At 61.4% G+C, this 13,754-nt stretch carries 15 protein-coding genes; 11 read left to right on the forward strand and 4 right to left on the reverse strand.

Annotation, left to right across the window (positions count from 1 at the left end):
- Positions 1-32: 32 nt before the first annotated feature.
- Positions 33-1,220, reverse strand: a complete 1,188-nt coding sequence (locus OKW44_RS00600) for a TIGR03118 family protein (RefSeq protein ID WP_018420367.1) — start codon at positions 1,218-1,220, stop codon at positions 33-35.
- On the opposite strand from OKW44_RS00600, the gene OKW44_RS00605 reads away from it, so the two are divergent.
- Positions 1,219-1,422, forward strand: coding sequence for a hypothetical protein (locus OKW44_RS00605; RefSeq protein WP_162633951.1), 204 nt, complete (start codon positions 1,219-1,221; stop codon positions 1,420-1,422). The genes OKW44_RS00600 and OKW44_RS00605 overlap by 2 nt on opposite strands.
- A gap of 221 nt (positions 1,423-1,643) precedes the next feature.
- Here OKW44_RS00605 and OKW44_RS00610 read toward each other — a convergent pair whose 3' ends face one another.
- The 3 genes from OKW44_RS00610 to OKW44_RS00620 all read right to left on the reverse strand — a co-directional run bounded on the left by OKW44_RS00610 (position 1,644) and on the right by OKW44_RS00620 (position 4,709).
- Complete coding sequence (locus OKW44_RS00610; RefSeq protein ID WP_429409283.1) at positions 1,644-1,886, reverse strand: recombinase family protein; 243 nt, start codon at positions 1,884-1,886, stop codon at positions 1,644-1,646.
- On the reverse strand, positions 1,858-2,073 hold the full coding sequence (locus tag OKW44_RS00615) for a recombinase family protein (RefSeq protein WP_429409285.1): 216 nt from the start codon (positions 2,071-2,073) through the stop codon (positions 1,858-1,860). Before OKW44_RS00615 ends, OKW44_RS00610 begins: the two co-directional genes overlap by 29 nt.
- A 281-nt stretch (positions 2,074-2,354) precedes the next feature.
- Positions 2,355-4,709: a 3-keto-alpha-glucoside-1,2-lyase-like domain-containing protein gene (locus tag OKW44_RS00620; RefSeq protein ID WP_018420366.1), complete on the reverse strand. Its 2,355-nt coding sequence runs from the start codon at positions 4,707-4,709 to the stop codon at positions 2,355-2,357.
- A gap of 198 nt (positions 4,710-4,907) precedes the next feature.
- Here OKW44_RS00620 and OKW44_RS00625 point away from each other — a divergent pair, with 198 nt between their 5' ends.
- The 10 genes from OKW44_RS00625 (at position 4,908) to OKW44_RS00670 (ending at position 13,742) form a co-directional block, all read left to right on the forward strand.
- A complete protein-coding gene (locus OKW44_RS00625; protein ID WP_026225768.1) occupies positions 4,908-5,888 on the forward strand; it encodes a chromate resistance protein ChrB domain-containing protein in 981 nt (326 codons plus the stop codon).
- Positions 5,885-7,060 carry a chromate transporter gene (locus OKW44_RS00630; RefSeq protein WP_018420364.1) on the forward strand — a complete coding sequence of 392 codons (1,176 nt, stop codon included), beginning with the start codon at positions 5,885-5,887 and terminating at the stop codon, positions 7,058-7,060. Before OKW44_RS00625 ends, OKW44_RS00630 begins: the two co-directional genes overlap by 4 nt.
- Positions 7,061-7,084: 24 nt before the next feature.
- The gene (locus tag OKW44_RS00635; RefSeq protein ID WP_026225767.1) at positions 7,085-7,675 is read left to right on the forward strand and encodes a superoxide dismutase; all 591 of its coding nucleotides are present in this window, start codon (positions 7,085-7,087) and stop codon (positions 7,673-7,675) included.
- Positions 7,676-7,716: 41 nt separating this feature from the next.
- Positions 7,717-8,034 (forward strand): hypothetical protein, encoded by a 318-nt coding sequence (locus OKW44_RS00640; protein ID WP_018420362.1) that lies wholly within the window; start codon positions 7,717-7,719, stop codon positions 8,032-8,034.
- A 52-nt stretch (positions 8,035-8,086) separates the two neighbouring features.
- Positions 8,087-8,515, forward strand: a complete 429-nt coding sequence (locus OKW44_RS00645) for a chromate resistance protein ChrB domain-containing protein (protein ID WP_018420361.1) — start codon at positions 8,087-8,089, stop codon at positions 8,513-8,515.
- Positions 8,502-9,758: an MFS transporter gene (locus OKW44_RS00650; RefSeq protein WP_018420360.1), complete on the forward strand. Its 1,257-nt coding sequence runs from the start codon at positions 8,502-8,504 to the stop codon at positions 9,756-9,758. The genes OKW44_RS00645 and OKW44_RS00650 overlap by 14 nt, the downstream gene beginning before the upstream one ends.
- A gap of 109 nt (positions 9,759-9,867) precedes the next feature.
- On the forward strand, positions 9,868-10,770 hold the full coding sequence (locus OKW44_RS00655; protein ID WP_018420359.1) for an LppY/LpqO family protein: 903 nt from the start codon (positions 9,868-9,870) through the stop codon (positions 10,768-10,770).
- On the forward strand, positions 10,767-11,813 hold the full coding sequence (locus OKW44_RS00660) for a YncE family protein (RefSeq protein WP_026225765.1): 1,047 nt from the start codon (positions 10,767-10,769) through the stop codon (positions 11,811-11,813). The genes OKW44_RS00655 and OKW44_RS00660 overlap by 4 nt, the downstream gene beginning before the upstream one ends.
- Positions 11,810-12,976, forward strand: a complete 1,167-nt coding sequence (locus OKW44_RS00665; RefSeq protein ID WP_035470694.1) for a DUF3182 family protein — start codon at positions 11,810-11,812, stop codon at positions 12,974-12,976. The genes OKW44_RS00660 and OKW44_RS00665 overlap by 4 nt, the downstream gene beginning before the upstream one ends.
- Positions 12,966-13,742, forward strand: a complete 777-nt coding sequence (locus tag OKW44_RS00670) for an alpha/beta hydrolase family protein (protein ID WP_018420356.1) — start codon at positions 12,966-12,968, stop codon at positions 13,740-13,742. Before OKW44_RS00665 ends, OKW44_RS00670 begins: the two co-directional genes overlap by 11 nt.
- Positions 13,743-13,754: the final 12 nt, after the last annotated feature.

Here is a 13,754-nt window from a genome sequence, read left to right on the forward strand (position 1 = left end):
GTCACCGTCAGGAAGCCACGCACGACTGCCGGCTATTGCCCGTTCTGAGTGGACGCTCGCGCCTTGGAGGCGCTCACTGGAGTTATGGTACCGAACAGTCCATTGGTCTCTTTGTTAGGACCTGCCGAGAAGTACAGCGTGTCTGAACTCGAATTGCGGCCGCCACCGAGAGTCAGAGTCCACAGGCCGTCGATGGCCAGTGGATTGCCGTACGCATCCTCCAACTGATCGACGAACGTGCCATCATTGTTAAAGACATTGATTCGGCCATCGCCGAAGTTGCCAATCAGGATCTTGCCGCTGAAGCGGCCGAATGCAAACGATGCGCGCGTGATTGCCCAAGGCGAGTTGAGCGGCCCTCGGCTGGCGAAGCGGCGCAACAGGTGGCCATCTGTATCGAATACATCGACGAATCCATGACCGCGGCCCGCATCATCGTCGTGCTTCTGATCGTCCTGCTTGGCATACGTGACGAAAAGATCGCCATCGATGTTCGCGATACCAAACGGCGCGTAGCCGGCTGGGAGGTTCGGGTCCGTGAAGCCGCCGTCCGTCGTCGCGGGCGTGAACAGGCCATTCGCGCCGCTCGGTCCGAATACATCGATCTGGGCGGAGCGGAAGTTCGTCGCAAAGAGGAATCCGCCTTTCGCGTTCACACCGAAGACGAGCCCCTTGTAGACGGCCCCGCTCGCGGCGGATGGAGAGGACGAGTTATCGACCGCGATCACGGCATTGTTCGCCGGATTCAACCCACCGGCCCAAGCGGAAATCGTGCCGTCCTCAGTGGCGAAAATGAATGCGGCCGCGATATTGGTACCGGGCACGAGAAATGCCGATGAGGGATTCCACACGATTCCGGTCGGCGCCGCAGGCGCGGTTTTGTGTGCATGGTTGGGCAGGACGGGACTACAGGCGCTTTTCGGTATGACATTGCCTGGCAGCGGGATCGAGACTTGCAGCGGCAACTTTGCCCCCTCGCCGTCATACAGCGTGGAGCAGCCTGTGGCATTGTCGTTGATCCAGAATGGACTTGCAGCCGGACTAAAGGCAATACCCCAGGCATTCCGTAGTACCCCGTCGACCTTGGGGGCAGCGCCTGCCACGTTCGACACGAGTGGTGTGACGACGTAAGCATCATCGCCAGCGGCATGCCCGCTTGTGAAAGCGGCGGCGAGGACGATCACGGCCGCCGCTTTGAGACCCCACGAGACCTGAGACATGACCACGCTCCTTAGTCTGACCGGTGAGAAACTGCTCAGCGAGTTAGCGCCAGAGGAGCGCGTAAACGACCGCTGTACTTCAAATTATTCCCGCTGTACTTCAAAAATCCCACTTGCCAACCGGTTGAATGGCGCGATCGGTCAACCGCAGCCCTTCGACTCGATTCATAGATCAGAACGTGCTTTAAGCAAGCTGCTTTGAGTGAGCGGGTCCTCTGATATCTCCACAATTGAGCCAAGTCGCTCCCTCATAGGGACACCTGGCGTTGTAGCCATATCTCCTGCCATTGTAGGAAACGAGGCAAGGCAGTCGGTTCGGTGACGCAAGGCGTCGCGCAGTCGGAAAAATGGTAGCAAACGATAACCTTCCCTCCGGCCAAAATCCGTTCCCGGCGCGCCAGTTACGCGACCGACAAGGCCGGCTTACGACCGGCGATAGGCGCCACGTTGCCGCGCCAGGGTGATCCCCTCACGCTGGCGTTCGTGAATCAGCGCGCGCTCGAATTCCGCAAAGGCCTCCATTACCGGCAACATCAGATTCGCCATCAGCGAATCCTCGCCCGTGAACGTCAAACATTCCTTGGCGAACTCGATCCGCACGCTGCGTTGGGTCAGCGTCTGCACGATATGGCGCAGATCATCCAGATTTCGGGCGAGCCGATCCATGCTGTGCACCACTTACCGTGTCGCCGCTGCGCACAAACGCCATCAAGGCGTCGAGCTGCGGCCGCTTCGTGTCCTTCCCCGACGTCTTGTCGGTAAAGGTGCGATCAAGCTCAATTCCGTCGAGCTCGCGCCCGGCGTTCTGCTCGAACGAGGTGACCCGGACGTAGCCGACGCGCTGACCGTTCATGGCGAATTTCCGGCGAAGGTGTCAGCCTGAAATCTATGACGTCGGTGAATCCGCGTCAATTGTCCACAAGGCTTCTATCCTGACAACTTTGACAGTCATTGTCTGACGTCCGGTTAGGCTACAGATCAAGTGGACATGAGGCGGATGTCCTATCCATAAGCCGAGCGGCAACCTGTTAGGCGTGGCTGATCTGTCGAAGAAATTGCGAGGGCGTGTCCATCAGGTTTCTTTCGTCGATGACGGCTGCTCTGCGCTGACATCCGCCGTGCGTTTCACGCTGGTTACGGAAGCTTTTTGATCAGCAAATTTCGAAACTGCGTCCGTGATAAGAAATCATGGGCCTGCAGGGCAATATAGCCCGTCTGCTCGCGTGCACTCTGGTAATCGTTCACCATCTGTCCGTTGAGCGTGACGCGGATACGCGCCCCGTTGGCCTCGATGACGAAATTGTTCCAGGCGCCGATCTGCACGACGGTTGACGCGGAAGGTGCCTGCAGGTCATAGATCGCACCGGTGATCTTCAGCGGATGCCCCTCCGTGTTATTGATTGAGTCGTAGCCTCGCTGATCTATCTGAATTTCATGCCCCAGAGCGTCCGCTTGCTGAAGTGCGTTGGGCAAATTCGGTCCGGGAATCCGAATGTAGATCCCGGAGTTTTCCTCGCGGCGGCTGATCCGCCAGTCGACAGACAGGACGAAATTCGAGAACTGCTCCTTGATGTACCAGTACAGGCCGTACCATCCGGACGTTTCCATCACGGAACCATAATGAATCATCGCGGCCGGGCTACCGGGTTGCTTGACCATGAGCCAGTCGGCCGGCGCCATCGACAGCGCAGCAAAGCCTGGAACCGGGCCCGGATTTGTTGCGGCCACGATGGTGGCGGCAGAGCGCCGGACTAGCGAGAGCGCGGTGAGAGACGGGTTCGCGGAGCCCAATGTCGGAAAGGCCGCCGGCCCCGCGATGTAGGCGTTGTTCAACCCTTGGAATTTGCCATTCGTATCGGTAATCGCGCTGCCGGTCTGCCCCATAAAAAGAGGCCCCGCCTCGTGGTGCGTTGTCCCCAACCGGTCCCGCCAGAATCCCTGTCCGTTGCCGTCCGGCTGTGGCCGTGAGGACTGCCACTGATTGGAGGACGCGTTCCAATACTCGATGCTCGCCGGCGATTTCGCAAGGGCGAGCGCCAGGTCAAACGCGGCGTTGTCCATTGCCGCCCACAACGACCTGTCATTCTGGGTCGCAGCAAGATGCACATAGGCGCGACGCATGCCCCACTGGTCTGTTTCTCCGCTGAGGTCGATCCAGCTCCGCGCCGGGTCGATGTTGTGGGTTAATTGTTGATCTTCCATTTCGCCGATACCGCGGAACGTGATGCTAATCCAGGTCGGATCCTGATTCGCAAGGAGGCTACCAATCACGTCGATGTCGGGCACCATGCTCCACATGTTTTTTTCGGGGTTCGGTCCGGCCAGTGACGCGGCGGTCACCTGGAAGTGATACCGCCTACCGAGCGCGCTTCCGCGCACGATCAACGCCACCGTTTCGAGGTCGCTTGGTGGAACGCCGAGCCCGAGCGCACTCCGCTTGATGCGGACGGTAATGTTGCTGCGCAGGTGCGCCATCAAATTGCCAAGGCGCGGTGAACCGAATTGCTGTGAACCGACGCCCAGCGATTCGAGCGCGAGGCGGGTGGCTTCAATGGTGCCGTTGGCGATCACCACCGCACACGTCGGCATGAGGGGGAGGGTCGTCCGCATGCCGTCGACGCTCAGGTCGATCGATGCCACGGTGGAATCAGCCACGTTCAGACGGTGCACTTGCACGCGGGGCACGAGAAAGATGCGGCGGGTTTGGTCGCCGGATGCAGTGTCCGAGGCGACATCGCTGCGCAACGCGTCCATCAGGAATGGAGCACTGCTGAATTTATCGAAAGCGAACAGACCCGAACGCGGGGCGGCGCCTTGCACAGCGAGTGGGGCTTCCTTGACCTCATCGATTCCATCAAGCGGAATCGCGCCGCCGATGCCATTCAACAGTGCGTCATAAAGCGCTGACTGCGTGATGAAGTCGGTCGTGCTGGCCGCCCCGATCTCCTGCGCCGTGTAGGCGTACCCGCCCGGGCTTTTGAGGTAATTCGCAACGTCGGCAGGCCAGTTGGCCAGATCGGCGTCGGTAAGTGCCGGAGACCAGCCCCCCCAGAACAGTGATCGCCCGCCGAAACAGTAAGCAAGCCCCGGAAACGGCTCATTGCTGATCCACGGCATGCCCCAGATCACGTTCTGCGTGCCGCTCGCGTCATCACGGGTCCGGAGGTAACTGGGCCCGCCCACCTTGCCTCCCAACTGCTGGGGCAAGTTCTGGATGTGAGCCGGTAGTAATACATCGCCTGCATCGAGCACCAATATCCGAAATGCGCTGGCCGTGCCGAAGCGAAAGAGCTTTTCCGCGCAGTAGCCGCCGAACATCCCCGCGCCGATGACGACCGCGTCGAACGGATAACCACCGGGGCCATTGGCTGCGGCGACCTCCTGCCAGTTGTTGCAGAGATATCGCCCTAGTACGTCGTAGCTAAAGGCAGTTTGCTGAACATCATCCCGGGCGGCATTGGGACCGTCGACGAGTTCCTTGAGAGGCATGGCGCGTCCTCCTGCAGGCATTGCGGTCCGACGCAATTGCCACCGCTGTCAATGGCGTGAGCCACACGACCTGCAGCGCACGAAGACGGCTCGGATATCCGCCCTCGTCAACAATCTGCCTCTAACGATAGTCGGTGCACAGGCGAAAATCCAAAAAATTTATTGTGAAGTATGCTACATGCATGTAGTGTAAATGACATGAATACCATAACCGCGTGGTCCGTGTTCGTCCTGACACTTTCCACAGAAAACGCCACGGCCCGCATGCGATTCTGGCGCGCGCTGAAGGCAAAGGGCTGCGCGGTGCTGCGCGACGGCATCTACCTGCTTCCTTACACCGAAGAACGCGAGGACATGTTGCGCGAACTGGCCGGCGCCATCGCCGACAGCGGCGGCACAGCGCACCTGTTGCGGGCACCCAGTCTTGATGCGTCTCAGGAAGCAGAATTCCGCGCGTTGTTCGATCGTGGCGACGACTACGCGAACTTCGTTCGCGCGCTCGCCGACGCGCGCAAGACGATCTCGGGTCAATCCGCCGCCGACCTGACCCGGCTGCTGCGTCGGTTGCGCAAGGACTACGAGACGATGGTCGCAATCGACTATTTTCCCGACGATGCGGCAACGCGCGCTAAGGCGGCCTGGCAGGACTTCGTCGCGCTCGTCGATACGGTGCTCTCGCCGGGCGAGCCGCACCCCGCGCAACGGACCATCCGTCTGCTGCCGCTTGACGGGTACCAGGGCCGGACATGGGCCACACGCAAGCGCCTGTGGGTCGATCGCGTGGCAAGCGCATGGCTGATCCGGCGCTTCATCGATCGGGACGCACGCTTCATCTGGCTCACGTCCCCCGATGCGTGTCCCACTGATGCACTGGGCTTTGACTTTGACGGTGCGGCCTTCACGCACGTCGGCGATCGCGTGACATTCGAGGTATTGGTTGCGAGCTTCGGCCTTGACAAGGACCCGGCGCTGCTGCGGCTCGGTGAAATGGTTCACGCACTCGATGTCGGCGGAGCGCCGGTGCCCGAGGCGGTTGGCTTTGAAGCGGTGATGGCCGGTGCGCGCGAACGTGCGCCGGATGACGATCAACTGCTCGATGAAATGAGCCGCGTACTCGATTCGATCTACACGCACTTTGCGGCGACCACAAAAAACGGCAGCGCGGGCAGCCGCTCATGAACACCACTGCAGCGACGGCGCCTGGCTATACCCTGGGTCAGATGATCCTGTACATGCTGCGACTGGGCACGTTCGGGTTTGGCGGACCCGTAGCGCTCGTTGACTACATGCACCGTGATCTGGTCAAGCGGCGGAGCTGGATCAGCGAGACCGACTACCGCGAGGGGCTGGCGTTGGCTCAAATGATGCCGGGGCCACTCGCCGCACAACTCGGGATTTATCTCGGCTACGTGCACTACCGCGTCGTCGGCGCGACGCTGGCCGGCATCGCCTTCGTCCTGCCTTCGTTCCTGATGGTCGTTGCGCTGGGTTGGGCCTACGCCCATTTCGGCGGGCTCTCCTGGATGCAGGCGACTTTCTATGGCGTCGGCGCCGCAGTGGTCGGCATCATCGCGATGAGCGCATACAAGCTGACCATGAAGTCCATCGGGACCAAGCGACTCCTGTGGGCGATCTACCTGACGCTCGCGGCGGTGACCGTTATCACCGAATCTGAAATCGCGTGGCTCTTTATCGTGGGCGGCCTGCTCAACTGGTTCTGGCGTGCTCCTCCGAAATGGCTCAGCAAAAGTGGGCTGAACGCGCTTGCAGCGACACAGGCGCCCACTGTGAGCGGCGTCCTCAGCGGTCTGGATCTGCCACTGCTCGGCCAGATCGGCCTTTTCTTCGCCAAGGCCGGCGCGTTCGTGTTCGGCTCAGGACTTGCAATTGTGCCGTTCCTCTACGGTGGCGTCGTGACTGAACACCACTGGCTCAACGACAAGCAGTTCGTTGATGCAGTGGCCGTCGCGATGATCACGCCGGGCCCGGTCGTGATCACGGTCGGTTTCATCGGTTACCTGGTCGCGTGCTTTGCCGGCGCCTGCGTCGCCGCGCTGGGGACCTTCCTGCCCTGCTATCTGTTCACGGTGCTGCCCGCGCCGTACTTCAAGAAATACGGCAAGCTGCCCGCCGTCAAGGCGTTCGTCGACGGCATCACGGCCGCAGCGATTGGCGCGATCACCGGCTCGGTGATCGTCATCGCGCGAAGGTCCATCGTCGACTGGCTCACTATCGCGCTCGCGCTTGCCACGGTTCTGCTGCTGTGGCGTTTCAGGAAGCTGCAGGAGCCTGTGATTGTCGTGGCAGCCGCGCTCGTCGGCTTGATTGCCTATCCACTTCTGCATCACTGATTTCCGCCGCACACGGAGACACTCATGACCTGTTCAATGAAACCACTAGCCTGCGATCCCGCCAGGCTCTCCGGCCTGTCGGAAAAACTGATCGTCAGCCACTACGAGAACAACTATGACGGTGCAGTAAAACGCCTGAACGCCATCACTGACCAACTGGCCGCGATCGATGTGGTGAGCGTGCCCGTCTTCGTACTGAATGGGCTTAAGCGCGAAGAGTTGATCGCGGCGAATTCAATGATCCTGCATGAGGCGTACTTCGAGTCTCTCGGCACCAGCGACCCGGTGGAGGGCGCACTTGGAGCCGCGCTGATGCGCGACTTCGGCAGCGTCGAGCGCTGGCGTGCTGAATTCGGCGCAATGGGCAAGGCGCTGGGCGGCGGCTCGGGCTGGGTCTTGCTGACATACTCGGCACGCCTGGGCCGGCTGGTCAACCAGTGGGCGTCCGATCACGCGCATACGCTGGCGGGCGGCATGCCGATCCTCGCACTGGACATGTACGAGCATTCGTACCACATGGACTTTGGCGCCAAGGCTGCCGCCTGCGTTGACGCGTTCATGCAGAACATTGATTGGACGCGGGCGGTGACACGGTTCGAGGCGCTGGGCATCTGAGCAATACGGGCCGCACTATCTCACGCGACAAGGAGCACATCATGTTGACTTGTACCAGGCAGTCAGCCATAGCGAGCATTGTTGTTTCCGTTTGCCTGACGCTGCTCGGTTGCAAGGAGAAGCCCGTCGGGGAGCGTCAGCAGGAAACGGTCAGCCTGCCGCAACTACCGCCCCCGGTCAAAGCCACGATCGATCAGCAGGCACAGGGCCGCACTATCGGCGAAATCGAAAAGCAGACCGCCAGGGGCACGACGCGCTATGCCGTCGCGCTGGGCTCCCGTGACCAGAAGCAGGAACTGCTCATCGACGAAAGCGGCAAAGTAGTCGCCACCAACGCTGGGGAAGAAGACGACGACTGAATGGTGCCAATAGCCATACTGCGTGCCGTCAGCGGCAACGCGGGAGCACATCATGAAATGGGTCACACGCGAACGCCCCAAAGTCGATCGGATCGCATGTCCGTGGCTGATCGTCAACTTCATTGACAAGGACGCCGAGTTTCTTTATGTGCCGCGAGATGATGTGTTGCGGGTGGCGAACGAGACCGGTGCGATTCCATACGATGTGCCAAACGTTGAACTTGGACACCACGGCGAGCTGTGCAGCTTCGACGCGTTCCTGCAGAAGTACCAGCTGAGCGAACCCGCCTTGCTCAAGCTCGCCCGCATCGTGCGCGGGGCGGACACCAGCCGGCTCGACCTCGCGCCCGAAGCGAGCGGGCTTTACGCGATTTCTGTCGGGCTTTCGCGTCGTTTCACCGACGATCACGATCAGCTGCGGCACGGCATGATCGTCTATGACGCACTGTACGCATGGTGTCAGGGCGATGCGCGCACCTGAGGACGCGGCGTTGACCGCAGGTGGCAGTCGGGTCCCGCGGTGGCTGCTGCCGGCGGGGGTGCAGCCGAGCGCGCTGTTCCTGCTTGTCGGCCGCGGCTTGCGCGGTTTCTGCGACGGCTTTATCGCCGTGCTGCTGCCGGCATACCTTCTCGCGCTCGGTTTCGGGGAGCTGGACGTCGGACTGGTCAGCAGCACGACGCTGATCGGATCGGCCCTGGCGACGATCGCGGTCGGCATGCTCGGCAATCGCTATGCGCCGCGTCGCATGCTGACTTTTGCGGCTGGCCTGATGGCTGTCACCGGCATAGGCTTTGCCGGCCTGTCTGCCCTGTGGCCGCTGCTGATCGTGGCGTTTGTCGGGACGCTCAACCCGAGTTCGGGCGATGTCAGCCTGTTCCTGCCGATCGAGCAGGCGCGACTGGCCGAATCGGCGATGGGCGACGCACGCACCGCGGTATTCGCGCGCTACAGCCTGATTGGAGCGCTTTCCGCCGCCGTCGGCGCACTGGTCGCGGCACTGCCCGACTGGCTGGCGTCGCACACCGCAATGTCATTGCTTGCCGGCATGCGCGCCATGTTCGTTCTCTATGCGCTGACGGGCGTCGCGCTGTGGTTGCTGTATCTGCATTTGCCCAGGCCGTCGGCAACGACACGCGCTCCGAGTGCGCCGCTCGGTCCGTCGCGCGGAATCGTCACCCGCCTGGCGCTGCTTTTCAGCGTCGACGCATTTGCGGGCGGCCTGGTGGTGAATGCGTTGCTGTCGCTGTGGCTGATGCAACGCTTCGGTCTCTCGCTCGGTGCGGCGGGTCGGTTCTTCTTCTGGGCAGGGCTCCTGTCGGCGGGCTCGCAACTCGTTGCGGTACCGCTGTCGCGCAAGATCGGCTTGCTGAACACGATGGTGTTTACCCACATCCCGGCGAGCCTCTGCCTGATCGCCGCCGCGTTCACACCGTCCTTGCCGCTGACGTTGGCGCTGCTGCTCATTCGCAGCGCGCTGTCGCAAATGGATGTGCCGACCCGTACGGCTTACGTAATGGCCGTCGTCACCCCACCGGAGCGGCCGGCGGCGGCAAGTTTCACCACGGTACCGCGCAGTCTCGCCGCAGCGCTGGGACCGACGCTGGCGGGAGCACTGATCGCATTGGGCTGGGCCGGTGCGCCGTTGCTTGCGTGTGGTGTGCTCAAGATTACCTACGACCTCTCGCTGCTTGGCGCATTTCGTCACGTCAAGCCCGACGGCTAAGCCGAATGAAACAGTTCCGTGCCCACAATGCGGGCGGCCGGCACGCTCTCTGGATCTGATAACGGCGTCGCTTGCATTGCCCGCTGTTAATTCAAAGGAGGACATCCTGATGTCATCGCTGAAATGTGTCTCGCGTGCATTGCTGATCACCGTTGGCGCCTGCGCCGCTGCGACCTCGGTACTGGCCGCGCAACCAGCCGCTCTGGACACCGGTCGCATCGAACAGATCACCGGCCTGAAGGGCACGTATTCGAAACAGGAAGACGTGTTCAAGGTAACGAAACCGCGCAACGACGTGAAAGTCCAGGTCGACGACTGGACGATGCCGCCATTCATGGGGTTGACCTCCTATGCCGCATTCAAGCCGGCACATGGCTCGCAGGTCATGATGATGGGCGACACCGTGTTGTTTGAAGACGAGGTGAATCCCGTCATGAGTGCCGCGCTCGATGCCGGACTGGAGGTTACGGCGCTTCACAACCACTTCTTTTTCGATCATCCGAAGGTCTACTTCATGCATATCGGTGGCACTGGGGACGTGGCACAGCTCTCCGAGGGTGTCAGGAAGGTCTACGACAAGATCGGAGAGATCCGTTCCGCGCACGCGGATCCGGAGAACATCTTTCCCGGACACATCGCCAGCCCGAGCAGCATCAGCCCCGCGCCGCTGGAGGCGGTGTTCGGATCGAAAGGCCAGACGAACAACGGCATGTTCAAGGTGGTCATCGGGAAAACAGCCAGCATGCACGGCGCTACGGTCGGCAACGAGATGGGCGTCAACACCTGGGCTGCATTCGCTGGCACGGACGACGAAGCCGTCGTGGATGGCGATTTCGCGATGCGTGAAAGCGAACTGCAGGCCGTGCTGAAAAGCATGCGCGCATCCGGAATCAACCGGCTCTGGACGCGCAGAGCGCAAGCACGCGATAACGGTGCACGGCACTCTAGATGCGTGATGCCACCGCTGCCGCTTGCGTGCAGCGGTGGTAATCGCGCGTGGGGGGTTTCATGAGAACCTTGCAACACTGGCGCTTCCGTCCAGTTGTCCTTTCGTACCCCGTCCTTCTCGTTCTATCCGCAGTTGCAGGCGTTCTGCTGTACATGGTTCCCCCCGCTGCCGGGGAAGAAGGAGCCCATGGCCTGCCACTGACGCATGTCGCCGACATCCCGTTGCCGGGTCGCGCCACCCGGCTCGACTATGAAAGCTACGATCCCGCTCGCCATCTGCTGTTCATCGCCCACCTCGGCGACGGCGAAGTGATCGCCTTCGATGTGGGTGCGTCGCGCGTGATCGCACGCATTGCTGGTGTCTCATCCGTTCACGGCGTGCTCGCCATTCCCGAACTGTCCCGCGTGTTTGCTTCAGCATCAGGAACGGACGAAATCGTCGCCATCGACGAAGCGACGCTCAAAATAGTCGCGCGCATGCCAGGTGGACACTACCCGGACGGGATGGCATACGCGCCGGAGGTGCACAAGCTCTACGTATCAGACGAGACCGGTAACACGGAGACGGTCATTGACGTCCGAAGCAACCAGCGTGTCGCGACCATTCCGCTCGGCGGTGAGGTTGGCAATACGCAATACGATCCGCGATCGCAGCACATTTTCGTCAACGTTCAGACACGCAACGAACTCATTGAAATTGACCCGGCCGTCGACAGGATCGTTGCGCGTGTCGGGCTGCCGGGAGCCGAACACAATCATGGGCTGCTGATTGATTCGCAGGATCGGCTCGCCTTTATCGCTTGCCAGGGAAACGACAAGCTGCTCGTTTTCGATATGGAAGCACGGCGAATTATCCAGTCGTTCGGAATCGGCCGCGACCCGGACGTGCTCGCGTTCGATCCGGCACCGGGCACGCTCTATGTGGCGGGCGAAGCTGGCATTGTCTCGATGTTCAGCGTCAGAGGCGCGAATATCAAAAAGATCGGTGAGGGCCGTCTCGGGCCGAATGCGCATGTCGTTGCCATCGACCAGGCTACACACCATTCGTTTTTCGCGCTGAAAGACGTCGGCGGAAGTCCGGTGCTTCGTATCATGTCATCGCAATGACGCTACCACCCTTCGTAGGCGCGAGTTCCGCGGCGCCAGCGTTGCCAGTCGTCCTCCTGTATCGCAAGGGACCCAAGGTGGCCCCACGTGGTCACGAGGCCGACACGCTTCGGGAACTCGCGCGACAGATCGCGGAGCTGAAAGGCACGCAGCTTGCGGGCGAATTCGACGAAGCATGCGCCTATCCGGCACATCGCTATCTCATTCCCGACGACACGCTGACCCTTGCGGACGCGCGCAAACTCGGCGTGCGATCCGTACGCGATCTGTATGGTGGCGTCGTGCCGTTTCCCTTTGTTGCGACGAAGCTGATTGCGCATGGCCTGCCCGATGATGCAAAGGTTTCGCCGCCCGGCTGGTCACATGCGTTCAGCTCGCATACGGCGTCACTGGTATTGCCGGGGTATTCGGCGTTTTCACGCGACGATGCACGCAACGCCGCGCGCATCCTGTTGGAAGGCGGCCGCGTGCGCGTCAAGCGGCCCTATGGAATCGGCGGCGCTGGGCAGACGCTGGTTGCGAACCGCGACCAACTGGAGGCGGAGCTCGATGCGCTTGGCGATGAGGCATTGCGAGCAGAAGGCATCGTCATCGAGCGGCATCTGGATGCGATTGAAACATTCAGCGTCGGCCAGATCGAGATCGACGACATGAAAGCGAGCTACTATGGCGTGCAGCACCTGACCGTCAACAATCACGGCCACCATGTTTATGGCGGCACGGATCTGATTGTGGTGCGAGGCGGCTTCGATGCGCTTGTGCGGCTCGAGCTTCCGGAAAACATACGGGAAACCGTCGCGAAGGCGCGCGCGTTCGATGCCGCTGTGCACAACGACTACGCCGGGTTCTTTGCATCGAGGCGAAACTACGACGTGGCGCGCGGTCTCGATGAAGCGGGCGTCCTTCATTGCGGCGTGCTTGAGCAGTCCTGGCGCGTCGGTGGCGCAACGGGTGCCGAGATCGGCGCACTGCGCACGTTCAGAGCCGAACCGCACGCGCATCTGGTGTACGCATCGACACGCGAGATCTATGGAAAAAACGTACGGCTACCCTCTGGGGCGTGTGTGGTGTACCGTGGTGTCGATGCGCACGCTGGTCAAATCACAAAGTACTACACGCCTGGCAGGGAACCCCGCAAAGGAGCGTCGATTGATGACAGCTGACCGTTACGAACTGCAGATCAAGGTCGAACACGGCCATCTCGACAGCACCATGCTTGTGCCGAAAGCGACCGTGCCCGGGATACTTTTCGTGCACGGATGGGGCGGCAACCAGGGACAGTATCTCGAACGCGCGAGGCAGGCGGCGGCCATGGGCTGCGTATGCCTGACATTCGACCTCACAGGGCATGCCCGGACGCAAAGCGAACAGCAGACGGTGACGCGCGAGACGAATCTCAACGACCTGACTGCCGCGTACGATACGCTGGCTGAACATCCGCTGATCGACCGCAATTCGATCGCGGTGATCGGCAGCAGTTATGGCGGCTATCTCGCGGCCATCCTGACGGAGTTGCGCCCCGTGCGGTGGCTCGGTCTGCGCGTGCCCGCGTTGTATCTCGACGACGGCTGGACCATGCCGAAACGCGCGTTGCATGTCGAGCACGATCTTGTCGAGTATCGCAAGCGCATCGTGCCGGCGACGGAAAACCGGGCGTTGCGTGCCGCCGCGAGCTTCAATGGCGACGTGCTGCTGGTCGAATCGGAACACGATGAGATTATTCCGCACACGGTCATCGCCAGCTATCTGCAGGCCTTCCTGCGCGCGCATTCGCTGACGTATCGCATCATCGAGGGCGCGGATCACGGCCTCTCTGACGACGGCAGCCAGCGCGCGTACACGGCGCTGGTTGTGAACTGGCTGGCGGAGATGGTCGCAGGCTTGCGCGCCGGCAGCAGCGGCGCGGCGCCGGGTCATACGGAAACCTAGGCGCAAATTTGT

The sequence above is a fragment of the Paraburkholderia lebeckiae genome (assembly GCF_050436325.1).
In the GTDB taxonomy this organism is placed as follows: domain Bacteria; phylum Pseudomonadota; class Gammaproteobacteria; order Burkholderiales; family Burkholderiaceae; genus Paraburkholderia; species Paraburkholderia tuberum.